Origin of the sequence: Pantoea sp., from assembly GCF_039594315.1 — a bacterium.
Lineage (GTDB): Bacteria > Pseudomonadota > Gammaproteobacteria > Enterobacterales > Enterobacteriaceae > Pantoea.
On the sequence record NZ_JBCNNP010000020.1, the window covers coordinates 40740 to 67712 of the forward strand.

The 26973-nt window shown below is 53.2% G+C and carries 23 protein-coding genes; 15 read left to right on the forward strand and 8 right to left on the reverse strand.

The genetic code is table 11. The features are described from left to right. Nucleotides 1-21 precede the first annotated feature (21 nt). The 8 genes from tldD to csrD all read right to left on the reverse strand — a co-directional run bounded on the left by tldD (nt 22) and on the right by csrD (nt 12431). Nucleotides 22-1467 (reverse strand): metalloprotease TldD, encoded by a 1446-nt coding sequence (tldD, locus tag ABDW13_RS13450; protein ID WP_343553056.1) that lies wholly within the window; start codon nt 1465-1467, stop codon nt 22-24. 64 nt (nt 1468-1531) lie between these two features. Then, nucleotides 1532-5347: an AsmA2 domain-containing protein YhdP gene (yhdP, locus tag ABDW13_RS13455; RefSeq protein ID WP_343553057.1), complete on the reverse strand. Its 3816-nt coding sequence runs from the start codon at nt 5345-5347 to the stop codon at nt 1532-1534. Nucleotides 5348-5393: 46 nt separating this feature from the next. After that, on the reverse strand, nt 5394-6863 hold the full coding sequence (gene rng, locus ABDW13_RS13460) for a ribonuclease G (protein WP_343553058.1): 1470 nt from the start codon (nt 6861-6863) through the stop codon (nt 5394-5396). Beyond that, a complete protein-coding gene (locus ABDW13_RS13465; RefSeq protein WP_343553059.1) occupies nt 6853-7446 on the reverse strand; it encodes a Maf family protein in 594 nt (197 codons plus the stop codon). Before ABDW13_RS13465 ends, rng begins: the two co-directional genes overlap by 11 nt. A gap of 8 nt (nt 7447-7454) precedes the next feature. Next, nucleotides 7455-7943: a rod shape-determining protein MreD gene (gene mreD / locus ABDW13_RS13470; protein WP_343553060.1), complete on the reverse strand. Its 489-nt coding sequence runs from the start codon at nt 7941-7943 to the stop codon at nt 7455-7457. Next, on the reverse strand, nt 7940-8974 hold the full coding sequence (mreC, locus tag ABDW13_RS13475; protein ID WP_343553061.1) for a rod shape-determining protein MreC: 1035 nt from the start codon (nt 8972-8974) through the stop codon (nt 7940-7942). The genes mreD and mreC overlap by 4 nt, the downstream gene beginning before the upstream one ends. A gap of 156 nt (nt 8975-9130) precedes the next feature. Next, nucleotides 9131-10174: a rod shape-determining protein MreB gene (mreB, locus tag ABDW13_RS13480; RefSeq protein ID WP_007891976.1), complete on the reverse strand. Its 1044-nt coding sequence runs from the start codon at nt 10172-10174 to the stop codon at nt 9131-9133. A 310-nt stretch (nt 10175-10484) separates the two neighbouring features. Then, a complete protein-coding gene (gene csrD / locus ABDW13_RS13485) occupies nt 10485-12431 on the reverse strand; it encodes an RNase E specificity factor CsrD (protein WP_343553063.1) in 1947 nt (648 codons plus the stop codon). A 324-nt stretch (nt 12432-12755) separates the two neighbouring features. Between csrD and msrP the strand changes: the two genes are divergently transcribed. From msrP to ABDW13_RS13560, 15 genes are all read left to right on the forward strand, one after another. Next, the gene (gene msrP, locus ABDW13_RS13490; RefSeq protein ID WP_343553065.1) at nt 12756-13760 is read left to right on the forward strand and encodes a protein-methionine-sulfoxide reductase catalytic subunit MsrP; all 1005 of its coding nucleotides are present in this window, start codon (nt 12756-12758) and stop codon (nt 13758-13760) included. Then, nucleotides 13761-14363, forward strand: coding sequence for a protein-methionine-sulfoxide reductase heme-binding subunit MsrQ (gene msrQ / locus ABDW13_RS13495; RefSeq protein ID WP_343553067.1), 603 nt, complete (start codon nt 13761-13763; stop codon nt 14361-14363). Between the two features lie 232 nt (nt 14364-14595). Next, nucleotides 14596-15048 carry a type II 3-dehydroquinate dehydratase gene (gene aroQ, locus ABDW13_RS13500; RefSeq protein ID WP_343553068.1) on the forward strand — a complete coding sequence of 151 codons (453 nt, stop codon included), beginning with the start codon at nt 14596-14598 and terminating at the stop codon, nt 15046-15048. A 21-nt stretch (nt 15049-15069) separates the two neighbouring features. Further along, a complete protein-coding gene (gene accB / locus ABDW13_RS13505) occupies nt 15070-15537 on the forward strand; it encodes an acetyl-CoA carboxylase biotin carboxyl carrier protein (protein ID WP_343553069.1) in 468 nt (155 codons plus the stop codon). Between the two features lie 11 nt (nt 15538-15548). Further along, nucleotides 15549-16898 (forward strand): acetyl-CoA carboxylase biotin carboxylase subunit, encoded by a 1350-nt coding sequence (gene accC, locus ABDW13_RS13510; RefSeq protein ID WP_343553070.1) that lies wholly within the window; start codon nt 15549-15551, stop codon nt 16896-16898. Nucleotides 16899-16969: 71 nt separating this feature from the next. After that, nucleotides 16970-17212, forward strand: coding sequence for a YhdT family protein (locus ABDW13_RS13515; RefSeq protein ID WP_343553072.1), 243 nt, complete (start codon nt 16970-16972; stop codon nt 17210-17212). Beyond that, nucleotides 17202-18647: a sodium/pantothenate symporter gene (gene panF / locus ABDW13_RS13520; RefSeq protein ID WP_343553073.1), complete on the forward strand. Its 1446-nt coding sequence runs from the start codon at nt 17202-17204 to the stop codon at nt 18645-18647. The genes ABDW13_RS13515 and panF overlap by 11 nt, the downstream gene beginning before the upstream one ends. Nucleotides 18648-18658: 11 nt before the next feature. Then, nucleotides 18659-19540, forward strand: coding sequence for a 50S ribosomal protein L11 methyltransferase (gene prmA / locus ABDW13_RS13525; protein ID WP_343553074.1), 882 nt, complete (start codon nt 18659-18661; stop codon nt 19538-19540). 202 nt (nt 19541-19742) lie between these two features. Beyond that, nucleotides 19743-20471 carry a carbonic anhydrase family protein gene (locus ABDW13_RS13530; RefSeq protein ID WP_343553075.1) on the forward strand — a complete coding sequence of 243 codons (729 nt, stop codon included), beginning with the start codon at nt 19743-19745 and terminating at the stop codon, nt 20469-20471. A gap of 364 nt (nt 20472-20835) precedes the next feature. Then, a complete protein-coding gene (dusB, locus tag ABDW13_RS13535; protein WP_176970593.1) occupies nt 20836-21801 on the forward strand; it encodes a tRNA dihydrouridine synthase DusB in 966 nt (321 codons plus the stop codon). Nucleotides 21802-21825: 24 nt separating this feature from the next. Further along, the gene (gene fis / locus ABDW13_RS13540; RefSeq protein WP_007891954.1) at nt 21826-22122 is read left to right on the forward strand and encodes a DNA-binding transcriptional regulator Fis; all 297 of its coding nucleotides are present in this window, start codon (nt 21826-21828) and stop codon (nt 22120-22122) included. A 537-nt stretch (nt 22123-22659) separates the two neighbouring features. Continuing rightward, entirely contained in the window at nt 22660-23685 is a 1026-nt protein-coding gene (locus ABDW13_RS13545) for an amino acid ABC transporter substrate-binding protein (protein ID WP_343553076.1), read from the forward strand. 66 nt (nt 23686-23751) lie between these two features. Further along, nucleotides 23752-24930: an amino acid ABC transporter permease gene (locus tag ABDW13_RS13550; RefSeq protein WP_343553077.1), complete on the forward strand. Its 1179-nt coding sequence runs from the start codon at nt 23752-23754 to the stop codon at nt 24928-24930. Between the two features lie 15 nt (nt 24931-24945). Continuing rightward, nucleotides 24946-26046: an amino acid ABC transporter permease gene (locus ABDW13_RS13555; RefSeq protein WP_343553078.1), complete on the forward strand. Its 1101-nt coding sequence runs from the start codon at nt 24946-24948 to the stop codon at nt 26044-26046. Nucleotides 26047-26054: 8 nt separating this feature from the next. Beyond that, nucleotides 26055-26816 (forward strand): amino acid ABC transporter ATP-binding protein, encoded by a 762-nt coding sequence (locus ABDW13_RS13560; protein WP_343553079.1) that lies wholly within the window; start codon nt 26055-26057, stop codon nt 26814-26816. The last annotated feature ends 157 nt before the right edge of the window (nt 26817-26973 follow it).

Genomic DNA, 26973 nt, shown 5'->3' on the forward strand with positions numbered 1-26973 from the left:
GCGCACCCTACGTTAGAGATATTAAGCAGTACCACCCACGGTGATTTTATCCAGCTTCAGCGTTGGCTGACCGACGCCAACCGGCACGCTTTGACCTTCTTTACCGCACACGCCGACGCCTTTATCCAGTGCCAGATCGTTGCCGACCATCGAAATTTGCTGCATCGCTTCAATGCCGGAACCAATCAGCGTCGCGCCTTTTACCGGTGTGGTCACTTTGCCGTTCTCGATCAGATAGGCTTCTGAAGTTGAGAACACAAATTTGCCGGAAGTGATATCCACCTGGCCGCCACCAAAGTTCGGCGCGTAAATGCCGTACTCAACACTTTCGATAATCTCTTGCGGCGTTGATTTGCCCGCTAACATATAGGTGTTAGTCATGCGCGGCATTGGCAGGTGCGCGTAAGATTCACGGCGACCGTTACCGGTTGGCGGAACGCCCATCAGGCGCGCATTCAACTTATCCTGCATGTAACCTTTCAACACACCGTTTTCAATCAGCATGTTGTATTGGCCCGGTACACCTTCATCATCGACCGCCAGCGAACCGCGCAGGCCTTCAATAGTGCCGTCATCGACAACGGTACACAGCTCGGATGCCACTAACTGGCCCATTTTGCCGCTGAATACTGAGGTCGCGCGACGATTGAAGTCGCCTTCCAGGCCATGCCCAACCGCTTCGTGCAGCAGCACGCCCGGCCAGCCCGCGCCTAACACGACCGGCAGCATGCCCGCTGGCGCAGCGACCGCAGAAAGGTTAACCAGCGCCATGCGTACCGCTTCACGCGCCCACGCATCGGCACGCACATCGCCACTTTCATCGGCGAGGAAGAATTCATAACCGGTACGCGCACCGCCGCCGCTTGAGCCACGCTCGCGCTTGCCCTGATCTTCAACTTGCACGCTGATGGAGAGACGCACCAGCGGGCGAATATCGGCCGCCAAAGTGCCGTCGGTTGCCGCTACCAGCACTTGCTCATACACGCCGCTCAGGCTGGCATTCACTTCCTGCACACGAGGATCCGCAGCACGCGCCACTTTATCGACACGATGCAGTAAGGCAATTTTGTCTTCACGCGTCAGGCTATCCAGCGGATTGACCGGCGCATACAACGAACGGTTCAATACCGCCGATAAGGTATGCGCTTTGCCGTTGCCTTGCTCACGCACGATGCTGCGCGCCGCCTCAGACGACTGGCGCAGCGCATTCAGGGAGATCTGGTCAGCGTAAGCAAAACCGGTTTTCTCGCCGCTCACCGCGCGGACGCCAACGCCTTGATCGATATGGTAGGAACCATCTTTGATAATTTTGTCTTCCAGCACCCAGGATTCGTGGAAACTGGACTGGAAATAGAGATCGGCATAATCCAGACGACGTTCTGAAAGCTGCCCTAACAGGGAATAAAGGTCCTGCTGATTAATGTTGTTCGCAGTTAGCAACTGCTCACTTACCAGATTCAGAGTCATCGTTTCTCACTCATTATGTGCTCGGATAGTCATAGCCTGCGGCAATTACCCGACGGCGTCAAATTCACTTCTTTTTGTCTTCGCGCGGTTTGCGCAGCACTTCATTGATTTCCGGCTTATCCAGCGGACCGCTGATGTGATAACGCAGCAGCGAAATCTTGTTCCAAATCGGCCCCAACACTTTGCTGGCCGCAAACACCGCTGCGCCCACCACCGGATTGATGACAAAAGCGGTTGCCACGCCAACCGAAGCGGAAATTTCCGGTGCGACCACCGCTTGCATGTCGATCTGCCGTTTCGCCAAATCAATCTTACCGTTCATGGCGATATCCGCTTCGAGGCCATCCACCAGCAGGTTATCGGTGCGCATCACACCGTTTTCAATCCACGCGGTGCCGTTAATCGAATCGAAGTAGAAGCCATCGCTGAAGGTATCGCTGAAATCGAAACGCAGCTTACGCAGCAAGGCATCGAAGCTCACCAGACGCAGTAACTGCCCGGCACGACCGGTACTGACATCGGCAATTTGTCCTTTACCGAAGTGCGTTTTAAGCGTGCCGCTCAAGGTTTCAGGCGATGGCTGCCACGGTGCAGAACGCCAATGCAGATCGTAATCGACTTTAAATGGCGCATCACGCAGCGGCGTGTTCATACCAAACCAATTGGCTGCATCATTGATATTCTTGCCGCTCAGGCTGCCTTTCAAAGAGGTGCGCTGATCGCCCGGTTTATTCACCCATTCACCATCAACATTCAGCTTCGAGCTACCGGAATCAATCGAACCGTTAGTGAGTGCTAACGTATCGCCCTGCGGCTGCAACCTAGCCTGCATGTGACCGAACTTCTGCCCGCGCAGCCAGCACTCATCACAGTTAAGCTGCAATGCCGGCCAACCGCTAAAGTTGATATCGCTGCTGGCGCTGAACGGCGATGATTTATCGTCGGTTTTGCCCGCCCATTCTGGATTGTAGTAGAGATAGTTGAGGTCGATACGCCACGGCGCACTCTGAGCGGTTTGCAAACTGCCGCGCGCTTCACGACTTGTCAGTTGGAGGTGAGTGTTGCCGCTTGGGCCTTGTGTGATCGCCGCATTGACGTCGTGCCACTGCTGACCACCCAGCGTTAACGCTGGCGTACGCAGAATGAAATCGCCCGGCAGCAATGCGCCACCAACTTCCGGTTCGCCCTGCGCATTGCGTGAACTGCCTGCACCGGCCAGCAAGCCCATCCAGGCTTCACCATCCAGCGCAGGCAAATTCAATTCCATGCCGCGATTCTCAGGCAACTTCGGCGTACTTTTCGCATCGTTGAGCCAAATGCCGCGATCAACGCGCAGCTGCGGCTCGAGAATCCAACGGCTATTGAATCGATGGCGTTCTTGCACGCTGCCACTTAGCGTAAAGCCATGCAAATCACCATCGGCGTTAATGGTAATCGGCATCGCTGCGCCCGCTGACTTGTCTAGCGGCGCAGGTAAGTGACTGCTTACTGTTTTTGCATCACCCTTCAACTCAACTTTATAACTGGCGCCGCCTTTGTGCGGTAACGTGATATCGACATTGCCCTGCCACGGCACACTGCCGCTCAGTTTACTGGTGACGGCAGCGGGTAGCATTTTCAGCTGTGCGGGTTGCCAATCGCCCAGCAGTTTGACGTTAACGCCAAAGTCATTGGGATTTTCCGTGGTGCTGAAGGTGACTCCGGTGTGCTGTCCAAACCAGTTCGCCTGCAACTCTTCACTTTCCAGATTGCCGTTGTTGTAGCGGAAGCGACCGGTGAGATTATTCAAGGTGGTTTTCAGCGGCTTGATAAACAAACTGTTATTGTTCAACACCACGTTGCCGCTAGCATGGACTAACTCGCCATCCAGCGGAATATCAAGGTTTAGCTTGCCGCGTACCTTGCCGCCAATTTGTAACTGTTGTAGTGCCGCCCCCAGCGTTGGCTTGAGTGGCGTTTGTTCAAAGTAGCTGGCGATTTGCTTTCCTTCGCCGCTGATATCGCCATCTATAATCAGCTTCTCTTTGAGGTAATCCGGGATTACCGCGCTGACATTGCGCGCATCGACATCGCCGAGCTTGGTTTGCTCTGCCTTCATCCACAAGCCGTTGTTGAGGAAGTCGAGATTGATATCGAGGTTTTCCAGCGCCGGCCAGCCCGGTTGGAACTGGAAGGTGGAATTACGCAGCGGCACCCACACTTCAAACATGCCGTCATTGTGATTAAACGGGAACAAGGTGGGATCGCCAGCAAACAGCAGCGTGGCATTATCCACCTGCCCGCCTTTAATCGCGGTGCTGAGGTAATGCGTAAGATCATGCCCCATCAGCGGTTCCGGGAAGTAGCGCCACGCATCGCCTGCATCGGTCACGCGAATCCCGGCGAGGATATCCAGCCGCGGCGCTTTGCCGATATTTTGCTGATAGCGGAAATCACCGCGCGCCCACAATGATTTGGCCTGCACATCAAGCTGATGCCCGTCGAGCGTCAAACCGCTGTCATCGCGCTGCCAGTTCAGTTGGCCGGTGATCTGTTTGATTTGCAGCGGTGCCTGGAACATATCGCCGTACGGCACTTCGGCCTGGCCCATCGCTACGTCCAGCAAACCGTTATTCAAACTACCGCTGGCGCTGCCGCTAAGATTGCTGATGCCTGGCAGCAATTCCCACTGTTGCCAGGCGAGATCGCGCCATTTGGCCTGCAAACGGGTTTGTTCCGGCTGAGCAAGCGGGATGTCCAGCGCCAGCGCATCAATATGGCCGCGCGGTTGCAGCGCACGCCAGTTATCGAGCAAAGCCGGTGAAAGCGGTTTAAACAGCGGAACAATCGGAGCCAGACGATCTAAATCAAGCTGCGTGGCACGCACGCGCACTTCTGGCGCACCATTGCTGCCGAGCATCTGCTTATCTTCCGGCTTCCACAGCAGAGAGAAGTGTCCCGGAGCCCACGCAATGCCGTCGGTGCTGAGGCGGGTTTGCGGCACCGCCAGACTCCAGCCGTTCTGGAAGCGAGAAAGATGCGCGGTTAATCCATCAACTTGCAACTGGTGATCGCCTTGCTCACCACGCCAGCGCGCGCCACCTTTGCTCAGCAGCAGATCGCCGGCGTAGACGTCGCCATCGCGCAGATTTACCCACGCGGCAAGGCTGAAACGCGCGCTTTCAAGGCTGGTGTTGTCACGCAGCCACGGACCAATCCACGGACGCACATCAACGTCATCGGCCTGCATCCAGATGCGGCCATCGTTGAGCAAACCATTGTTATCGCTAAGATCGAGTCGTACTTGCACTACGCCGTGCTGGCCGGTAAAGCTGGAAAGGCTAACTTCCCCTTCCGCGCGATGACGCGTGTCTTCATTGAGCCAGGTTAAACGCGGAATCGCCAGTTCGGCATGTTGGCCGGACGGCGTGAGAAAGCGGATACTGCTGTCACGCAGATCGAAGTGGTCAAACTGGCGCAAAAACAGATCGTTAATTTGCGCCGGTTTGAAGCTGTTTTTCTGCTCATCATTAGTGAGCAATGGATGATTGGTTTCGAGGCGCAACTGCCAGAAGGTGAGATCGCGGAATTGCCAACGCCAATGCAGCAGCGATTGCCAGACGTTGAGCGCTAAGGTAACGCGGCCGATAGTGAGATTGCCATCTTCCTGCATCGCGACTTTGACATCGCGCACTTGCAGCGTCGGGCCAAAGTTTTCCCACTTGCCCTGAATTTCGCTGGCATCTACCGTTACGCCGCTGACGCGAGAAATCGTCTGCAGAATATCGCTACGATAGCTGTTGAGGTGCGGCATCACGAGGCGCAACCCGCTGACCAGCAGCGCCACAATGACGATGATTGCGGCGAGCAGCAGTAACAAAATCCTCGGCAACCGCCTCACACACCTCTCCTTGCAGTCCGTTGGGTTACAGCGTGAAACCTCACGATCACATCATGACCACGTCAAACTGCTCTTGAGTATAAAGCGGTTCAACATGCACTTTGACCTGCTTGCCGACGAAGATCTCAACTTCAGCCAGCGCATGCGACTCTTCGCCTTTCAACGCATCGCCAACCGCTGGTGAAACGTAGACCAGGAAACGATCGGAGTCGTAAGCATGATGCACGCGCACAATTTCGCGCATGATCTCATAACACACCGTTTCGACGGTTTTCAGCGTGCCGCGACCTTTGCACACCGGGCAATCAGCGCACAACACATGTTCGATACTTTCACGTGTGCGCTTGCGCGTCATCTCCACCAAACCCAGCGCCGAGAAGCCGTTGATACCGGTTTTCACCCGATCTTTGCTCAAGGCACTTTCCAGCGAATGCAGCACGCGGCGGCGATGTTCGTCATTACTCATGTCGATGAAATCGATAATGATAATGCCGCCGAGGTTGCGCAGTCGCAGTTGGCGCGCGATGGCTTGCGTCGCTTCGATATTGGTGTTGAAGATGGTTTCATCGAGATTGCGATGACCAACAAACGCGCCGGTATTAATATCCACTGTGGTCATGGCTTCGGTTTGATCGATGATCAAATAGCCGCCCGATTTCAGCTCGACTTTACGCTCCAGCGAGCGCTGAATTTCGTTCTCAACATCAAATAGATCGAATATTGGCTGCTTGCCGCTGTACAACTCCAGCTTGCTGGCCATTTCGGGAATGTATTCACCGGTGAATTCCACCAGCAAATCGCAGGTCAAACGTGAATCAACGCGAATACGATCCAGCGCCGCGCCAGCGAAATCACGCAGTACGCGTTGTGCCAACGCCAATTCGCCATACAGCAGGCAACGGGTTTGATTGCGTTTTTTACGCTCGCTGACTTTCGTCCACAAGCGTTTCAGGAAAGCGGCATCTTGCGCCAGCTCTTCGGAACCAATGCCTTCGGCAGCGGTACGAATAATGAAGCCACCCAGATCGTCACAGTAAGCCGCAACGACCGCTTTTAAACGATCACGTTCAGCTTCACTTTCAATACGCTGCGAGACGCCAACGTGCGATGCGCCAGGCATAAACACCAGGTAACGTGAAGGCAAGGTAATGTCAGTGGTGAGACGCGCACCTTTGGTACCCAGCGGATCTTTCACCACCTGCACCATCAGATCCTGGCCGGGACGTACCAGTTCGCCAATGTCGCGTACGACAAAATTTTTCTTCTCATCACCCGCCACGCATTCGGTGTGCGGCATGATGTCGGAAGCGTGCAGGAAGGCGGCTTTATCCATGCCGATATCGACAAACGCCGCCTGCATGCCCGGTAAGACGCGGCTGACGCGTCCTTTATAGATGTTTCCCACAATGCCGCGACGTGCTTCGCGCTCAATATGGATTTCTTGCAGAATGCCGCCATCAATATAGGCAACACGCGTTTCGGAAGGTGTCACATTTACCAGCAGTTCAGCCGTCATCTTGTCCCCTCAAAGCCCGCAGTGACTGAAAATGACTCAGCAGCTCGCCAGTCTCAACCAGCGGCAATCCCACTACGGCGTGATAGCTTCCATTAATCTTGCGGACAAAATTGCCGCCAAGGCCCTGAATTCCGTACGCGCCGGCTTTATCCATCGGCTCGCCGCTGGCGATATAGTGCGAAATTTCTTCTTCGCTAATATTGCGGAATGTCACGTCGGTGGTGACCAGACAATCCAACTCGCGTTGTGCATCGGCCAGCGCGACTGCGGTCATCACTTGATGCGTTTGCCCGGAAAGCTTACTCAGCATCTCAGCGGCATGCGCGGCATCTTGCGGTTTTTCCAGCACTTCACCGTTCAGCACTACGATGGTATCCGCACCTAAAACCGGAAAATTTTGCGGCGCCACTGCCACGCCCGCACGCGCTTTATCTGACGCCAAACGACGCACGTAAGCCTCAGCCGCTTCTTCTGGCTGGCGCTGCTCTTCAACGTGGGTTATCAGGCGTTCAAATTGCAGACCAAGCTGCGTGAGCAGCTCACGTCGACGCGGTGAACCGGATGCGAGGTACAGGCTTATCATAGTATTCCTTACTGAACTGCAAACTGACGGCGAATCTTTCTCATTAATAAGAATAGCCAAGGCCAGAGGATGCCGTCGACCACGCTACTCCAGAAGATTTCCGGGCGGAATGAGACGTTAATCACCAGGAATTCTGCCCAGAAAACAATCACATCCACGGCAAGCGACAGCACCATAACCATTAATGCTTGCTGCCACAACGCTAAGTTTCGGAATAGTTGAAATTTGAAGGCCACCAGATACGCGATGATGCTAAATGCCAAAGCACGCACACCCAGCGTGGAACCCGCCACCAGATCCATGATGCCACCGAGGAAAAATCCGGTGCCCACATTTACCCGATGCGGCAGCGCCAAAACCCAATAAATGAGGATCAATAATAGCCATGAAGGCCGGAACATGTAGATTTGTTCCGGCCAAGGCATGATTTGCAGGACAAGGGCAACCAGAAAGGACAGCCAGATAACCCAACGACCCTGGCTGCGATATCGACTCAAGGCTGGCCTCCGCGTGTGTTCGCAGAATTCCCTTGCGAACGACTGCTGTTAGCGGGTTGCGGCGGGCCCATTTGCTGCGCGGGCTGCATCATATCGGGCGCTGGCGGCCCCATTTCTCCTGCTGGCGGCAGCACTTGCGGCATCATCTGCATCAAACGTTCATTGGCAACGCGGTGCACTTCGTCAGGTGCCATTGGCGCAACACCGTTACGATCCGCGCCCCACAGCAGCAGCAGATAGCGCAGACGCTGCAATCCAGCGGTTGGACGCGCCTGAATCACGGTGTAAGCGCGCTGTGTATCGACTTTAACCGAGGAGACCACGCCGACCGGATAACCTTCCGGGAAGCGACCACCGAGGCCAGATGTCACTAACACATCGCCAACGCGAATATCGGTATTACCCGGCAGATGCTCCAGTTGCAGATCTTCGCTACAACCGTTACCAGCAGCAATGACGCGAATATCATTACGCAGCACCTGAATCGGCAGCGCATGCGACGCATCGCAGATCAGCAGCACACGGCTGGTGACCTGACCCACAGCAACCACTTGACCAACGACACCTTTATCGCTGATTACCGGCTGGCCTTCGTAAACACCGTTTACGCTGCCTTTGTCGATAACCACCTGATCGGTATAAGGATCGGTACCGGTCGAGATAACTTGCGTGACCATCTTGTGCTCATCCTGACGCAGCGGCGAGCCGAGCAGTTCACGCAGACGCGCGTTTTCCTGCTTGTATTGCCCCAGCATCAGCAAGTCACTGTTTTTCAGGAAGAGCTCACGGCGCAGTGCTTTATTTTCCAGCTCCAATTGCTGGCGTGAAGCCAGCGTTTCGGAAACGCCGTCAAGAAGTTGTCTTGGCCCGTTGGCCAAAAAATAAAATGGACTGACCGATGTGTCCAAATAGTTGCGGATCTGGGAAAAGGAGCTCACGCGGCTATCGGCGATAATAATCGCGATAGCCACAATGACTGCCAGAAAGAGACGCAACTGCAGGGAAGGTCCCCTGCTAAAAATCGGCTTCATAAATTCTGCGTGTTCCTCGACATCAGGGAAGGAGCGTTAGCCGTATAGCCAACGCCTCCAGAGCTGGACGCATCACGCCGTCGTGCATAACAGCAGCAGCGTCAGCATAAGCGCTATTCCCTGCGCAATTTGACCAGGGCCTCAGCCGTTGAGGAATTACTCCTCGCTGAACAAATCGCCGCCATGCATGTCGATCATTTCCAACGCTTTACCACCGCCGCGCGCTACGCAAGTCAGCGGATCTTCTGCCACCACCACCGGAATACCGGTCTCTTCCATCAGCAGACGATCAAGGTTACGCAGCAGCGCACCACCGCCGGTCAGCACCATACCGCGCTCGGAGATGTCAGAAGCCAGTTCTGGCGGGCACTGTTCCAGTGCAACCATCACCGCGCTAACGATACCGGTCAGCGGCTCTTGCAGCGCTTCGAGGATCTCGTTGGAGTTCAGCGTAAAGCCGCGTGGAACACCCTCTGCCAGGTTACGACCGCGCACTTCAATCTCGTGCACTTCATCGCCCGGATACGCAGAACCAATACCGTGCTTGATGCGTTCCGCAGTCGCTTCACCGATCAGTGAACCGTAGTTGCGGCGTACATAATTAATGATAGCTTCATCGAAGCGGTCACCACCAATACGTACAGAAGAAGAGTAGACCACGCCGTTCAGTGAGATCACTGCAACTTCAGTGGTACCACCACCGATATCGACCACCATCGAACCGGTTGCTTCAGAAACTGGCAAGCCAGCACCAATCGCCGCAGCCATTGGTTCTTCAATCAGGAATACTTCGCGCGCGCCTGCACCTTGTGCAGATTCACGGATGGCACGACGCTCAACCTGGGTCGCACCAACCGGTACGCATACCAGCACGCGTGGGCTTGGACGCATAAAGCTGTTGCTGTGCACTTGCTTGATGAAGTGCTGCAACATTTTTTCGGTTACGAAGAAATCAGCGATTACACCGTCTTTCATTGGACGGATAGCAGCGATGTTGCCCGGCGTACGGCCCAGCATCTGCTTAGCATCATGACCGACAGCCGCTACGCTCTTTGGGGAGCCGGCACGATCCTGACGAATGGCAACCACGGAAGGCTCGTTTAACACGATGCCTTGTCCTTTTACGTAAATCAGGGTATTCGCAGTACCCAGGTCAATGGACAAGTCATTGGAAAACATGCCACGAAATTTTTTAAACATACTAAGGGATAATCCTGCAAGCTGGGGGCGGAAAATAAAATCCGCCTACTTTACCAACCACGCGAAGCCGCTACAAGGCGCAAAAACGTTCTGCTTCGGTGAAAAAATACGCTGAATAATTTTTTGGCCTGATTGTCGCATCTTTCGTCGCCGCTAAACGGCGTTAACACGCCGCATTAACACAAATTTACCCGCCAATCGCAGGTGAATTTCGACATAAAATTTAACATTTCCAGCCGCCAGGATCGCGCGCTCCGGCACAAATAAGCGAGAAAAACAGACTTCAGCCCGGTTTTCGCGTGCTGAAGGTTTAAATCCGATAACGTTGCGAGTGTTTCTTCACGTTGCTGTTGACCGGCAACGAGGGCGCAAAGAAGTCTCCCTGCCCGCCTGAAATACCCAATCCCGACAACATTTGCCACTCCGCGCGCGTACGCACACCGGCGGCAAAAACTTGCGTCGGTGAAGACTTACACACTTCTAGCAAGCTCTGCACAAACAATTGGTTCTCGGTACGACGCTCAATATTGCGCACCAATCCCGGCGCAAGCTTGATCACCTCAATCGGGAACTGCTTGATATAGGCACTGCTCACCACCGTCAAACCTGCTTGATCCACCGCAATGCGACAACCGAATGCGGTCAACATATGGAATACCGGCGCTAAACGGTTGATGTGTTGACAAACGTCCGCCTCAGCAAGTTCAAATAAAAAACGTTTTCTTTGCGATTTGCTGCATTGAAGTAGCAACTGTTGCAGCCAGCGCTGGAATGGCCGCTGCAAAAGCGAATCAATATTCACTGGTAGCGCCAGCGTTTCATCCGGCCACATTTCTGACAATGCAGCGATACGCGCCACCAATTGTCGATCCCAGCTATCGGTCATCCCCAGTTGCAACACCAGCGGCATAAACTCGGCCGACAACACTTCTTTATCACCATCAAACACACGCACCAGCAATTCGCGGTGATGAACTTTGCCATCCAGCAACACCGCGGGTTTCTGATAAAGTCGCGGGCCGCCACGATTTAAGGTGTTCTCTAATAAGGTACGCCAGCGCACGCTGCCACGTCCCATATCCAGCGTGTTGCCTTCGCCCACCGACCAGCTATTACCACCTTGCAAAGTGGCGCGCCGCGTTGCCATCTCCACATTTTCCATCACCTGTGACACGCTTTGTCCGCTGCGCCACGCGCTGATGCCGATGTGGATCAGATCGTCACGATCAACCATGCGCATCGGCGGCAGCGAGTCGACGGCATTGATCAATTGATCGGCGATGCTGTTGGCTTCTTTTAACGTGCGATGCGGTAGCAGTACGGCAAAATCGCTGCGGAAGTAGCGTGCTAACAGTGCGCCCGGATAGCGCAGCACAAAGGTTGAAAGCATGTTGATCAGATCAAACAGGTACTCTTCCACCAGTGTCGGGCCGAGCGTTTCATTCAGCGTGTCGAGATCCGGCAAGCGCACCATCATAACAACGCCGTGTGTGCCGACATCTTCTTGATCTTCCAGCAGCGTTGCCAACTGGTTATCAAAGAACAGGCGATTATTCAGGCCAGTACGCGAATCTTGCGCGGCAAAAGTGCGTATTAAAGTATCGATGCGTAAGCGCTGTTCACCGGCTTCCTGTAAATCGCTCAGCAGCGCATCAATCGCTCGACTGGCTTTGGGCGGCCACTCTGTTGCATGTTCAATGCGTGGCAGCCGCTCGCCAGCCAAAATGCGTTCGGCGCGCGCTTCCAGCTGTTCCATGTTGTGCCAACGGCGATTCAGCCAGCGATTGGTCATCACCAATAGCGCCGACATAATGGCCACCACCGTAAGCAAGACAACCAGCGTGTAGGCACCTGTAAAGGAGCGGAACCAGGTTTTGGCCGGATCGAGTACCACTACGTGCAGCTCCAATCCCGGCGAGTGCGACAGCGGCAAATCGAATTGGATAAAACGATTGGGCTCATCTTCCAGCATTGGATTTTCATGGCGCGCTAAACTGAACACTAAGGTGTCGCCATTGATCAGCTGCATCTGCTCAGCGTTGACCACCGGCATCATGCGCGTCAGCCATTGTGTTAATTCTTCGGGCGATTGTGTCGCCAGTGCTTTATCAACTTCGGTGGCTAAGGTATGCATGCGCGTTTCCACCCGCTGCTGCGATAGCCAGATAAAACTAAAAGCGCAGCCCACCAGCATTAACAGCATTGCCAGTAAGCTTAATAAAGTAATAAACGCAGAAAATTTAGTAGTTAATCGCATCCCTGTGCCTGCATCACTGCGGTTATGAACGGTGATCATCCGTTGGCGCCTTTCTGACCATTGGCGCAAACCTGAGCAAAATAGCACAAATCAAGGTGTGATTCAGCGCAAAACAGGGTTCAAAAGCACCTGTTTTGCTGCCTAATAAGCGCTACGGCGCGAGTATAGCGCCAAACGATGAAGGCCTGAGTTTGACGCGGACTTTTTCGTCCTATTCTCAAATAACGGCTTCAGCCAGGAAATTTCACATTTTTGCCAGCAAGTTAGCGTCACAGGCGCAAGTTGAGCATGCTAGCTGTAATTTACTTTTCGCAGGAGAACGTCATGAACCTGAAGCACTTGCTCACAGAAGCCGACGTCACGCCAGAAGGCGTCTTTAATATGCGCCGTCGTCAGGTGCTGAAAGCGTTGGGATTAAGCGCCGCCGCAGCCAGTTTACCGGGCACAGCGCAAGCTGACGTACTGAGCTGGTTTAAAGGCAACGATCGCCCGCCTGCGCCAGCAGGCAGAGATCTGGATTTCAGCAAACCCGCCGAATGGCAGGCCGATTTGCCGCTCACACCGTTTGATAAAGTTTCTGGCTACAACAACTTCTATGAATTTGGTCTGGATAAAGCCGATCCGGCCGCCAATGCCGGCACGTTGAAAACCGATCCATGGAAGCTTCGCATTGAAGGCGAAGTCGCTAAGCCAATCACGCTGGATATGGATGACATATTCAAGCGTTTCGCCATGGAACAGCGCATCTATCGCATGCGCTGCGTCGAAGCCTGGTCGATGGTGATTCCGTGGGTTGGCTTTGAGTTGAATAAGTTGTTGAAGTTGGCTGAACCCACCAGCAATGCGCGCTATGTGGCGTTTGAAACCTTGTATGCGCCGGACCAAATGCCTGGCCAGAAAGACCGCTTCATTGGCGGCGGATTGGATTATCCGTATGTCGAAGGTTTGCGCCTCGATGAAGCGATGCACCCACTGACGCTGCTGAGTACCGGCGTGTACGGCAAAGCATTGCCGCCGCAAAATGGCGCGCCAATTCGCCTGACGGTGCCATGGAAATACGGTTTCAAAGGGATTAAATCGATCGTCAAGATCACCTTAACGCGCGATCGCCCGCCAACAACATGGAGCCAGATCGCCGCCAATGAATATGGTTTCTACGCCAATGTGAATCCGCATGTGAACCATCCGCGTTGGTCACAGGCGACCGAACGCTTTATCGGTGCAGGCGGCATTCTTAAGGTTGATCGCCAGCCGACGCTGCTGTTTAACGGTTATGCGAAGGAAGTGGCTTCGCTGTATCACGGGATGGATTTGCGGGAGAACTACTAAGTGCGCCTCACTTTACGCCACATCACCGGCTTAAAGGTGGTGCTGCATTTGGCGGCTTTTCTGCCATTTGTTTACCTGTTTATGGCAGCCAGTCAAGGCTGGTTGAGTGCCGATCCGGCGAAAGATATCCAGCATTTTACCGGCAGAATGGCGCTAAAGTTGCTGTTAGCCACATTGCTGGTGTCGCCGCTGACGCGTTACCTAAAGCAGCCATTGCTAATACGCACGCGCCGCCTGCTCGGCGTATGGTGCTTTGCTTGGGCGAGTTTGCATCTTACCAGCTACTACTTGTTGGAACTTGGCTACGATCATCTGCGATTGCTCGGCAGCGAGGTGATTTCCCGTCCTTATTTGTTACTGGGCATGATCAGCTGGATAATTCTGTTCGCCCTGGCTATCACCTCATTTCAACGCATGCAGCGTAAGCTCGGTCGCCGCTGGCAAACGCTGCATAACGGCGTGTATTTGGTGGCGATCCTCGCACCTATCCACTATTTGTGGTCGGTAAAAGTATTGTCGCCGCAACCCGTTATCTACGCGCTGCTGGCTATACTGCTGTTAGGCTGGCGTTACAATAAGTTGCGTAAACTTCTCCACAGATAATCCCCGCACGGTTGTGTTCCTCCCGCCAAATCTGTTAAAACGTGTGGCCTTCGGGCCGCATCCGATCATCTTCGCTGATAAGACCAGTATTTTGCTGCGATTGGCGACGAAACGGATATAATGCCCGGCTTTATTGCAAGCGAAGTCTTCTTTTTCACTCTCAGGAGTGACAAACGCAAGATGCCGCGGTATTTTACGCGATGCCTTACTGATTGCAGGAGATAGCAGCAAGATGGCGCACAAATTTCACATACTGCTTTTAAACGGTCCCAACTTGAATTTGTTGGGGACGCGCGAGCCTGAGAAGTATGGTCACACCACGCTGGCGCAAATTGTCAGCGATTTGACGCAACAGGCCGATCAGCACCATGTGAAATTGAGTCATTTGCAATCGAACGCCGAGTTTCAGTTGATCGATCGTATCCACGAAGCTCGCGGCAATGTGGATTACATCATCATTAATCCTGCTGCGTTCACGCATACCAGCGTTGCACTGCGTGATGCCCTGTTGGCGGTTAGCATTCCTTTTATTGAGGTGCATCTCTCAAATGTGCATGCACGCGAACCGTTCCGACATCACTCCTATCTTTCCGATGTATCTGCCGGCGTCATCTGTGGACTTGGCGCTGATGGATACTCGTGGGCTTTACAAACGGCAGTAAAACGCCTGTCACATTCCAATTAAACAGAGTACGGAACCACACTCATGGATATTCGTAAAATTAAGAAACTGATCGAACTGGTTGAAGAGTCTGGCATCTCCGAGCTGGAAATCTCCGAGGGCGAAGAGTCCGTTCGTATCAGCCGCGCACCTGCAAATGCCGGTTACCCGATGATGCAACAGGCTTACGCTGCGCCAATGCAGCAGCAGCCTGCGCTGGCAACCGCCGTGGCTCCTGCCGCTGCGCCAGCCGCTGAAGCACCTAAAGCTGAAATCAGTGGCCACATCGTGCGTTCACCGATGGTCGGCACCTTCTATCGCACCCCAAGCCCGGATGCGAAAGCCTTCATCGAAGTTGGCCAGAAAGTTAACGCTGGCGATACTCTGTGCATCGTTGAAGCGATGAAAATGATGAACCAGATCGAAGCCGATAAATCCGGCGTTGTGAAGGCGATCCTGGTCGAAAGCGGCCAACCGGTTGAATTTGACGAGCCGCTGGTCATCATCGAATAACGAGGCGAAGCATGCTGGATAAAATTGTCATTGCTAACCGTGGTGAGATAGCGCTGCGCATTCTGCGTGCCTGCAAAGAGCTGGGCATTAAGACTGTTGCTGTGCACTCCACCGCGGACCGTGACCTGAAGCACGTGTTGCTGGCAGACGAAACTGTCTGCATCGGCCCACCGCCTTCGGTCAAAAGCTATCTGAACATCCCGGCGCTGATCTCTGCGGCTGAAATTACCGGCGCGGTAGCGATCCACCCGGGTTACGGCTTCCTGTCTGAGAACGCCGATTTCGCCGAGCAGGTTGAGCGCTCTGGCTTTATCTTCATCGGCCCGAAAGCCGACACCATTCGTCTGATGGGCGATAAAGTTTCTGCGATCACCGCGATGAAAAAAGCCGGCGTACCGACCGTACCGGGTTCTGACGGTTCGCTGACCGATGACATGGAAAAAAACCGTGCCTTCGCTAAGCGCATCGGCTATCCGGTGATCATCAAAGCTTCTGGCGGCGGCGGCGGTCGCGGTATGCGCGTGGTGCGCAGCGACAAGGATCTTGAGCAATCCATCAACATGACGAAAGCGGAAGCCAAAGCGGCTTTCAACAACGACATGGTGTACATGGAGAAATACCTCGAGAATCCGCGCCACATCGAGATTCAGGTATTGGCTGACGGTCAGGGCAACGCTATCTATCTGGCGGAACGTGACTGCTCAATGCAGCGTCGCCACCAGAAAGTGGTCGAAGAAGCACCTGCGCCAGGCATCACGCCGGAACTGCGTCGCTACATCGGCGAGCGCTGCTCCAAAGCCTGTATCGACATCGGCTATCGCGGAGCCGGTACCTTTGAGTTCCTGTACGAAAACGGTGAGTTCTACTTCATCGAGATGAACACCCGTATTCAGGTGGAACATCCGGTGACTGAGATGATCACCGGCGTCGATCTGATCAAAGAGCAGCTGCGCATCGCTGCGGGTCAGCCGCTGTCGATCAAACAGGAAGATGTGGTGATTCGTGGTCATGCGGTGGAATGCCGTATTAACGCCGAAGATGCCAACACCTTCCTGCCAAGTCCTGGCAAGATCACCCGTTTCCACGCGCCTGGCGGTTTTGGCGTGCGCTGGGAATCGCACATCTATGCCGGTTACAGCGTGCCGCCGTACTACGATTCAATGATTGGTAAGCTGATCACTTATGGTGAAAACCGTGACGTCGCGATTTCACGTATGAAGAACGCGCTGGCGGAACTGATCATCGACGGCATCAAGACCAACGTCGAGCTGCAGATGAAAATCATGAACGACGAAAACTTCCAGCAAGGTGGAACTAACATCCACTATCTGGAGAAAAAACTCGGCCTGCAAGAGAAGTAATCGCAGCGCAGAGCAAAGCAGAGGCCGGTTAATCCGGCCTTTTTCATTTTTGTTGCCTTTGGGGTTACATAATGGATTGGCGTTTTTTACAAGCAAACAAAGAGGCGCGCTGGTCATTTTATCTGACCATCGCTTACCTCGCCGTTTGGGGATTATCTGCCTGGTTAGGTGGCAATGAAATCGGCCTGTTTGGCCTGCCCCGCTGGTTCGAACTTTCCTGTCTCTTCGCCCCGCTGCTGTTTATTGTGTTGTGCTGGCTAATGGTGCGCGTGCTGTTCCGCGACATGTCGCTGGAGGACCAAGATGGACTCTGAAATCATTCTCCCGCTATTAGCCTATTTGGTGCTGATCGCTGCGCTATCCGTATTTGCCATGCGCAAGCAGCAACAGGGCAACTTCCTGAGTGAGTATTTCCTCGGCAGCCGTTCGATGGGCGGTTTCGTGCTGGCGATGACCATCACCACCACTTACATCAGCGCCAGTTCGTTTATTGGCGGACCGGGCGCGGCCTACAAATATGGCCTTGGCTGGGTGCTGCTGGCGATGATTCAGGTGCCCGCCGTCTGGTTGTCGCTGGGCGTGCTAGGGAAAAAATTCGCCATTCTGGCGCGTCGCTACAACGCCGTTACGCTCAATGACATGTTGTATGGCCGTTATGGCAGCACGCTGCTGATCTGGCTCTCCAGCCTCAGTTTGTTAGTCGCGTTTATCGGCGCGATGACCGTGCAATTCATCGGCGGCGCGCGCCTGCTGGAAACCGCGGCGGGCATTCCTTACGACACTGGCCTGCTGATTTTTGGTGGCACCATCGCGCTGTATACCGCGTTCGGCGGTTTTCGCGCCAGCGTGCTGAACGATGCGATGCAAGGCATGGTGATGCTGATTGGCACTTTCCTGCTGCTGTTTGCGGTGATTCACCATGCTGGCGGATTAGCCTCGGCGGTGACCAAACTACATAACATCGATCCACAACTGACCTCGCCAGAAGGTGTCGGCAATGTCATCAATCCGACTTTCCTGAGCTCATTTGCGGTGTTGGTATGTTTTGGCGTAATCGGTTTGCCACATACGGCGGTGCGCTGCATCTCCTATAAAGACAGCAAAGCTATGCATCGCGGCATAATTCTCGGCACCATTGTGGTGGTGATCCTGATGTTCGGGATGCATCTGGCTGGTGCACTGGGACGCGTGATCCTGCCCGATCTCACCATTCCCGATCGCGTGATCCCAACGTTGATGATCACCGTGTTGCCGCCGATGGCTGCGGGCGTATTTCTGGCAGCACCGATGGCGGCGATTATGTCGACCATTAACGCGCAGTTGCTGCAATCCTCCGCTACGCTGATCAAAGATCTTTACCTGCGAATTGCGCCACAACACAGTGAAAATGAGGCGCACCTACGCATGCTGTCGGGCACTATCACCTTCGTGCTTGGCGTGCTGCTGCTGCTGGCGGCATGGAATCCGCCGGATATGATTATCTGGCTGAACCTGCTGGCGTTTGGCGGCCTGGAAGCGGTGTTCCTGTGGCCGTTGGTGCTGGGATTGTATTGGGAGCGCGCTAACTCCACTGGCGCGATAAGTGGAATGTTAGTCGGCGCCGTTTGCTATACGCTGCTTGCCAGCCTGAAAATTGAATGGTGGGGTTTCCACCCGATCGTTCCGTCATTGACCTTAAGCCTACTGGCGTTCCTGGTGGGTAATTTGTTTGGTCGCACGCCTGCAACGCACGCTGCGGCACTGAAATAAAGAGAAACGCGATGCCTTGGATTCAAATCAAAATTAATAGCACCGGTGAGAACGCCGAAACCCTGAGCGATGCGCTGATGGATGTGGGTGCCGTGTCTGTGACTTTCCAGGACACGCACGACAATCCGGTGTACGAACCGCTGCCGGGGGAAACGCTGTTATGGGGCGACACCGATGTGATTGGCCTGTTCGACGCGGAAACCGAGATGAGCGATGTGGTGGCCGAGCTGAGCCAGCATCCGCTGCTGGGATCGGCGTTTCGTCATAAGATCGAGCAGATCGAAGACAAAGATTGGGAACGTGAATGGATGGATAACTTCCACCCAATGCGTTTTGGCGAGCGGTTGTGGATCTGCCCTAGCTGGCGCGATGTGCCGGATCCTGATGCAGTAAATGTGATGCTGGATCCTGGCCTCGCCTTTGGCACCGGCACGCATCCTACCACCTCGCTGTGCTTAACCTGGCTTGATGGCCTTGATTTGCAAGGTAAAACGGTGATCGATTTCGGCTGTGGATCCGGCATTCTGGCCATCGCGGCGTTGAAGCTGGGTGCGGCACAGGCCATCGGTATTGATATCGATCCACAGGCGATTCAAGCCAGCCGTGATAACGCCGAACGTAATGGTGTGTCGGATCGTTTGGCGCTGTATCTGCCCCACCAGCAGCCGGAAAATCTGCAAGCCGATGTGGTGGTTGCCAACATCCTCGCCGGTCCGTTGCGTGAGCTAGCGCCGCTGATTAGCGTATTGCCAAAAGCCGGCGGTCATCTTGGTTTATCCGGCGTGCTGGCAAGCCAGGCTGAAGGCGTGTGTGAAGCCTATGTCGAACGTTTCGCTCTTGATCCGGTCGCGGAAAAAGAAGAGTGGTGCCGCATTACTGGTGTGCGTCGCTAACCTCTTATCCTCGCATGCCAGTCACGTTTTGACTGGCATGCGCCCGTTTGGCTTGAGACCTGTCTCAAACCCCCAGCCCTTTCTGATCTCCTGCTGTTACTTTACATATAAGCCATTACAATCCCGCTCCAGGCGATAGCGCTATCCCAACAGGCAATGCTGTTACGGCATTAAACGTCGATAAATCGCTGAATAATGAATTATGAAAAAGAAACTTTGTTTACTTGCCTTGCTAGCCAGCATGGCTTCCTATACGCACGCCCACAATACCGCTTGGTCTTATGAAGCACCGGCAGAATGGGGCAATTTAAGCACCGATTTTCAAACCTGCAAAAGCGGTGTGAATCAGTCGCCTATCGATATTCGTCAGGTGGTGAATGGTCAGCTTCCGCCGTTAACCTTGAGCTATCAGGCGAAGAAAGAATCCATCGTCAATAATGGCCACACCATCCAAATCAATATAAAAGATGGCGATGCCCTCATGCTGGATGGCGAAGCTTTTACGTTGCGCCAATTCCACTTCCACACGCCTAGCGAAAACCTGATTGATGGGAAACGTTATCCACTGGCCGCGCATTTTGTTCATGCCAGTAAAGACGGGCATTTGGCCGTGGTTGGTGTGATGTTTGAAGCAGGCGCCGCGAATCCCGCGCTGGCAGAAATCCTGCGCGACCTGCCTGCTAAAGTGAATCATGAAGTGGAATTGCAGCACGCCTTAAACCTCAGCGCATTAATTCCAGGTGACAAACACTATTATCGTTTTAGTGGCTCTCTCACTACGCCACCTTGCACCGAAGGCGTTCGCTGGCTGGTGCTGAAGCAGCCTGTTATGGCTTCTGCCGAACAATTGAAAACCTTCGCTCTGCTCTTAGGTGAGCATGGCAACAGTCGCCCAGTACAGCCTCTTAATGGACGCATAGTCGTCGAATAAATAATATCATCGGCAGGCTCAGCCCAAAGACATCGGTTTCAGGGTTGAGCCTTGCGCCATTGCCCCTCGTCACCAAACTAATTAGTTCAATTAATAATCACATAGCCGTCATTTCTCTGGCTAATTACCAGATGTGGCGGTTTTTATGTTGTGATTTTGCTCAAGTTTTTAGAAAAATTTTTGTTCACAATTTCAGCATATTTTTTTAACCAACTGAATTAAAAGAATTAATCATCTTTCATCCGCTGATTAGCGCGATTTCCATGATCTTTGACGGCGAATTGTTCAAAGTTTGGCCTTTCATCTTCTTTAAAAAATGCGTAATATACGCCGCCTTGCGAACAGTTAGGGTCACTTCTTTTTCATGCGCATTGGACAACATCAGCTACGTAATCGCCTCATTGCTGCGCCTATGGCCGGAGTCTCCGATAAGCCATTTCGCACGCTGTGTTACGAGAACGGCGCCGGTATGACTGTCTCCGAGATGCTGTCATCTAACCCGGAAGTTTGGGCTAGTGACAAATCCCGTTTGCGCATGGTGCATAGTGACGAGCCTGGGATTCGCGCCGTGCAAATCGCCGGTTGTGATCCTGATGAGATGGCTGCTGCCGCGCGCATTAATGTGGCGTCTGGCGCGCAGGTTATCGATATCAACATGGGCTGCCCGGCCAAAAAAGTGAATCGTAAGATGGCAGGTTCAGCGCTGCTGCAACATCCGCAACTGGTGGAATCTATCCTCCGTGCGGTCGTTAATGCAGTTGATGTACCGGTTACGCTGAAAATTCGCACCGGCTGGGACAAAGAAAATCGTAATTGTGTAGAGATTGCCCAATTGGCTGAACGCTGTGGCATTCAGGCTCTCACCATCCATGGCCGCACGCGCGCCTGTTTGTTTGAGGGATTTGCTGAATACGACAGCATTCGGACAGTTAAGCAGAGCGTTTCCATTCCGATTATCGCGAACGGGGACATTACTGACCCGCATAAAGCCAGAGCGGTGCTCGACTATACCGGAGCCGATGCTCTAATGGTTGGCCGTGCCGCTCAGGGAAGACCGTGGATCTTCCGGGAAATCCAGCATTATCTGGACACAGGGGAGCTGCTGGCACCGAAGCCGCTGGCTGAAGTGAAGCAAATGCTGATTGGACACATACGGGAGCTGCACGACTTTTACGGTCAGCGCAAAGGATACCGTATTGCCCGAAAACACGTTTCCTGGTATTTGCAGGAAAGTGCTCCTGATGACCAGTTTCGGCGCACATTCAACGCCATTGAGGATGCCAGCGAACAGCTGGAGGCGTTGGAGGCATACTTCGAAAATCTTGCGTAAACGAAATAAAGAGCTGAAAGAACTATGTTCGAACAACGCGTAAATTCTGACGTACTCACCGTTTCTACCGTTAACTCTCAGGATCAGGTGACCCAAAAGCCACTGCGTGATTCGGTTAAACAGTCACTGAAGAACTATTTTGCTCAACTAAATGGTCAGGATGTTAGTGACCTGTATGAGCTGGTATTGGCAGAAGTCGAGCAGCCTCTGTTGGACATGGTGATGCAGTACACCCGTGGCAACCAGACCCGTGCAGCTCTGATGATGGGTATCAACCGCGGTACCCTGCGTAAGAAGCTGAAAAAATACGGCATGAACTAATTTTTTTAGTTTGTTGCTGCGATAACGCCAGCCTTCGGGCTGGCGTTTTTGTTTGCACCAATAAAGTCATTTCGTTCCGGTAGCAACGCATGAAACAATTGTCGCCAAAATGGTAACGATAGTTGCAATTGCATCAGTGATATTTAATCCCTCTCAGCAAGCCATCTGCGCCATTTTTATACCCTCACTGAATCCCTTCTAAGCCGCGCGGTTTGTGATCCTCCGCTGCTTAAACCGTAATAGTGCAAATCCGTACATCGCCTCCTGAGCGTTGGCTCACACTGCTTCCATATAGTGAAACTTTTTGCACTATTTGTGATCGTGGCGTCTCGTCATGCTGCCTTTTGGTGCGTCATATTAACCAGAATTTTCCGAACTCTTAGTTTATTAAAAGATCTTTCAAGAGAATTCAGGATTCTGCAAACCTGGCATCAGGTTTGCAGAGCAATGAATGGCTAACCACCACAGACAGAAAAAAGCGCACATTAAAGTGCGCGCAAACATAACAACACACGATATCGCCACACAGGATGCTTTATGAAAAAGATGATGCTTTCCACCCTGGTCGCTGCAGCTTCGCTGTTAGCCGTTGCACAACAAGCGCATGCCGGCACCACGTTGGATGCCATTAAGAAGAAAGGTTTTGTACAGTGCGGCATCAGCGACGGCCTGCCAGGCTTCTCTTATGCTGACTCAAACGGCAAATTCACTGGTATCGACGTCGATGTATGCCGCGCAGCAGCAGCAGCAGTATTTGGTGATGCGACCAAAGTGAAATACACCCCGCTGACCGCAAAAGAGCGTTTCACCGCCTTGCAGTCTGGCGAAGTAGACATTCTGTCGCGTAACACCACCTGGACTTCATCGCGCGATGGCGGTATGGGCTTCCTGTTTGCTGGCGTGAACTATTACGACGGTATCGGCTTCCTGACCCACAAGAAAGCCGGCCTGAAAAGTGCGAAAGAGTTGGATGGCGCCACCGTATGTATTCAGGCTGGTACTGATACCGAACTGAACGTGGCTGACTACTTTAAAGCCAACAAAATGCAGTACACGCCGGTAACCTTCGATCGCTCTGACGAATCAGCCAAAGCGCTCGATAGCGGCCGTTGCGATACGCTCTCTTCTGACCAATCTCAACTGTATGCACTGCGCGTGAAGTTGGGTAAACCAGATGATTTCATCGTATTGCCTGAAGTGATCTCCAAAGAACCACTGGGCCCAGTGGTACGTCGTGGTGATGACGATTGGTTCACCATTGTGAAATGGTCTCTCTACGCGATGTTGAATGCTGAAGAGATGGGTATCAGCTCTAAAAACGTAGATCAGATGGCAGCAAAACCGACTACGCCAGATATGGCTCACCTGTTGGGCGCTGAAGGCGACTTCGGTAAAGATCTGAAGCTTGATAACAAGTGGGCCTTCAACATCATCAAGCAAGTGGGTAACTATCAGGAAGTGTTCGATCGCAACGTGGGTAAAGACAGCGCACTGAAAATCGCGCGCGGTCAGAATGCGCTGTGGAATGCGGGCGGCATCCAATACGCTCCGCCAGTACGTTAATTTCGTCCTGCCAGTCGGGCACCGCACCCTGCGGTGCCCACGCGTAATCTTCACTGAGGTTTCAACATGTCGCAACGCCCAACCGTAAAAAGGGATTTTTCGTTCGGTAATCCTACGGTTCGCGCCTGGCTTTACCAAATCATCGCGATTGTGGCCGTGCTGGCGGTGGTGGGATATCTCATCCACAACACCGTCATCAACCTGGCCAATCGTGGCATCACTTCCGGCTTCGGTTTTCTTGATCGCAATGCCGGCTTTGGCATTGTCCAACACCTGATCGATTACACCGAAGGCGACACTTACGCGCGCGTGTTTATGGTGGGGTTAACCAACACCTTGCTGGTATCTGCGCTGTGTATTGTCTTCGCCTCGATTCTTGGTTTTGCTGTCGGTTTAGCACGCTTGTCCGAGAACTGGCTGCTGCGCCGCCTCTCAACCATCTACATTGAGACGTTTCGCAATATCCCGCCACTACTGCAAATCTTCTTCTGGTACTTTGCCGTACTGCGTAACTTGCCTGGGCCGCGTCAGGCGCTGAGCGCTTTTGATCTGACGTTTGTCAGCAACCGTGGTCTGTATATTCCATGGCCGGAATACGCACCCGGCACCTGGCCGTTCATCATCGCGCTGGCATTGGCGATTCTTGGCTGCGTGGCGCTATTCCGCTTCAACCGCAAACATCAGTTAAAAACCGGCCAATTGCGTCGAACATGGCCTGCAGCCGTTGCATTGCTGATCTTGCTGCCGTTGATTGCACACACATTATTTGGTGCAGCAATGCACTGGGATGTGCCGCAACTGCGTGGATTTAACTTCCGCGGCGGCGCGGTGATGATTCCTGAACTTGCTGCATTAACCGTGGCGCTGTCGGTGTATACCTCATCATTCATAGCGGAGGTGATTCGTTCCGGTATTCAGTCAGTGCCACATGGGCAAAATGAAGCCGCGCGTTCGTTGGGTCTGCCGAATCCAGTCACCATGCGCCAGGTCATCATTCCGCAAGCGATGCGCGTGATTATCCCACCGCTGACCAGCCAGTATCTCAACATCGTGAAGAACTCATCGTTGGCGGCCGCGATTGGCTATCCCGATATGGTGTCGCTGTTTGCCGGTACGGTGCTGAACCAAACCGGACAAGCAATTGAAACCATTGCGATTACCATGGCGGTTTATCTGATCATCAGCCTGCTTATTTCGCTGCTGATGAACCTCTACAATCGCAAAATCGCGCTGGTTGAGCGTTAAGAGAACGGGATCATTATGTCTGTTACCACACACGAAACACCGCCGATTCCGACCAATCCTCTTAGCAAGGCTTGGCTGTGGGCGCGTAAAAATCTGTTCTCCAGCTGGCTGAACACGTTACTGACGCTGTTTAGTCTCTGGCTTATCTGGACCGTTATTCCGCCGGCATTGAACTGGTTAGTTTTTCAGGCTAACTGGATTGGCGAGACGCGTGCAGATTGCACCAAAGAAGGCGCATGCTGGGTGTTTATCCATGCACGCTTTGGCCAGTTTATGTATGGGCTTTATCCACATGAGCTACGCTGGCGCATCAACCTCTCGCTGATCATTGGTTTGCTCTCGATCATTCCAATGTTTATCAAAGCTATGCCGCGTCGCGGTCGCTATATCGCCTGCTGGGCGGTAGTGTATCCGATTGTGGTTTGGTTGCTGATGTATGGCGGCTATTTTGGTTTGGAGCGTGTTGAGACGCGCCAATGGGGCGGCTTGGCATTGACGCTGATTATCGCTTCAGTGGGGATTGCCGGTGCGCTACCGTTGGGCATTTTGCTGGCGTTGGGACGCCGTTCAAATATGCCTGTGGTGCGTACGCTTTCGGTGATCTTCATTGAGTTTTGGCGTGGCGTTCCGCTGATCACCGTGCTGTTTATGTCTTCAGTTATGCTGCCATTGTTCATGGCGGAAGGCACAACTATCGACAAACTGGTGCGCGCGTTGGTTGGCGTGATTCTCTTCCAGTCAGCTTATGTGGCAGAAGTGGTGCGCGGCGGTTTGCAGGCGCTGCCGAAAGGTCAGTACGAAGCAGCTGAATCCTTGTCGCTCGGCTACTGGAAAACCCAGGCGCTGGTGATTTTACCGCAAGCACTCAAGCTCACCATTCCCGGCCTGGTGAACACCATCATCGCACTGTTTAAAGATACCAGTTTGGTGATCATCATCGGCCTATTCGATCTCTTCAGTAGCGTGCAGCAAGCCACCGTTGACCCAACCTGGTTGGGAATGTCGACGGAAGGCTATGTTTTTGCTGCCCTGGTTTACTGGATTTTCTGTTTCAGCATGTCGCGCTATAGCCAGTATCTGGAGAAGCGTTTTCACACCGGGCGTTCTTCGCACTGAGGTTTAACATGACACAAACTATGACTAATGCGGCTGACGCCATGATGATTACTCTTGAAAACGTTAATAAATGGTACGGCCAATTCCACGTACTGAAAGACATCAACTTGCAGGTGAAACCGCGCGAACGCATCGTGCTGTGCGGGCCATCAGGTTCGGGTAAATCCACCACGATTCGCTGCATCAACCATCTGGAAGAACATCAGCAAGGTCGTATTGTGGTTGATGGCATTCACCTCAACCAGGATATCCGTAATATCGAGCGTGTACGTACTGAAGTCGGTATGGTATTTCAGCACTTTAACCTGTTCCCGCACCTGAGCGTATTACAGAACTGTACGCTGGCACCGATTTGGGTGCGTAAAATGCCGAAGAAAGAAGCAGAAGAGTTGGCGATGCATTATTTGCAGCGCGTACGTATCGCTGAGCATGCACATAAGTTTCCTGGCCAGCTTTCTGGTGGTCAGCAGCAGCGTGTAGCGATCGCGCGCTCACTGTGTATGAAGCCGAAAATCATGCTGTTTGATGAGCCAACATCCGCACTCGATCCAGAGATGGTCAAAGAGGTGCTCGATACCATGATTGGTCTGGCTGAAGATGGCATGACGATGTTGTGCGTGACACATGAAATGGGCTTTGCGCGTACCGTGGCAGACCGAGTGATCTTTATGGATCGCGGTGAGATCGTAGAGGAGGCGCCTCCGCAGGAGTTCTTTGCTAATCCAAAATCAGAACGTACGCGTGCGTTCTTGTCTCAGGTTATTCATTGATTATCAGCTAGTTGCATTTATCAAACCTCTGCTTAACGGCAGAGGTTTTTTTATGCTTGTTGGTTAACGGATCATTTAAACAAGCACTTTGATAGCACTGATTCTGGAATTGAAAGCATACAAAAAAGCCCTGAACTTTCGTTCAGGGCTTCTGTGT

Bases quoted from the DNA above. Each gene is read 5' to 3' on its own strand.
- tldD (WP_343553056.1), bottom strand. From the start codon at position 1,467: ATGACTCTGAATCTGGTAAGTGAGCAGTTGCTAACTGCGAACAACATT.
- rng (WP_343553058.1), bottom strand. From the start codon at position 6,863: ATGACGGCTGAACTGCTGGTAAATGTGACACCTTCCGAAACGCGTGTT.
- ABDW13_RS13465 (WP_343553059.1), bottom strand. From the start codon at position 7,446: ATGATAAGCCTGTACCTCGCATCCGGTTCACCGCGTCGACGTGAGCTG.
- mreC (WP_343553061.1), bottom strand. From the start codon at position 8,974: ATGAAGCCGATTTTTAGCAGGGGACCTTCCCTGCAGTTGCGTCTCTTT.
- mreB (WP_007891976.1), bottom strand. From the start codon at position 10,174: ATGTTTAAAAAATTTCGTGGCATGTTTTCCAATGACTTGTCCATTGAC.
- csrD (WP_343553063.1), bottom strand. From the start codon at position 12,431: ATGCGATTAACTACTAAATTTTCTGCGTTTATTACTTTATTAAGCTTA.
- msrP (WP_343553065.1), top strand. From the start codon at position 12,756: ATGAACCTGAAGCACTTGCTCACAGAAGCCGACGTCACGCCAGAAGGC.
- aroQ (WP_343553068.1), top strand. From the start codon at position 14,596: ATGGCGCACAAATTTCACATACTGCTTTTAAACGGTCCCAACTTGAAT.
- accB (WP_343553069.1), top strand. From the start codon at position 15,070: ATGGATATTCGTAAAATTAAGAAACTGATCGAACTGGTTGAAGAGTCT.
- accC (WP_343553070.1), top strand. From the start codon at position 15,549: ATGCTGGATAAAATTGTCATTGCTAACCGTGGTGAGATAGCGCTGCGC.
- ABDW13_RS13515 (WP_343553072.1), top strand. From the start codon at position 16,970: ATGGATTGGCGTTTTTTACAAGCAAACAAAGAGGCGCGCTGGTCATTT.
- panF (WP_343553073.1), top strand. From the start codon at position 17,202: ATGGACTCTGAAATCATTCTCCCGCTATTAGCCTATTTGGTGCTGATC.
- prmA (WP_343553074.1), top strand. From the start codon at position 18,659: ATGCCTTGGATTCAAATCAAAATTAATAGCACCGGTGAGAACGCCGAA.
- ABDW13_RS13530 (WP_343553075.1), top strand. From the start codon at position 19,743: ATGAAAAAGAAACTTTGTTTACTTGCCTTGCTAGCCAGCATGGCTTCC.
- dusB (WP_176970593.1), top strand. From the start codon at position 20,836: ATGCGCATTGGACAACATCAGCTACGTAATCGCCTCATTGCTGCGCCT.
- fis (WP_007891954.1), top strand. From the start codon at position 21,826: ATGTTCGAACAACGCGTAAATTCTGACGTACTCACCGTTTCTACCGTT.
- ABDW13_RS13545 (WP_343553076.1), top strand. From the start codon at position 22,660: ATGAAAAAGATGATGCTTTCCACCCTGGTCGCTGCAGCTTCGCTGTTA.
- ABDW13_RS13550 (WP_343553077.1), top strand. From the start codon at position 23,752: ATGTCGCAACGCCCAACCGTAAAAAGGGATTTTTCGTTCGGTAATCCT.
- ABDW13_RS13555 (WP_343553078.1), top strand. From the start codon at position 24,946: ATGTCTGTTACCACACACGAAACACCGCCGATTCCGACCAATCCTCTT.
- ABDW13_RS13560 (WP_343553079.1), top strand. From the start codon at position 26,055: ATGACACAAACTATGACTAATGCGGCTGACGCCATGATGATTACTCTT.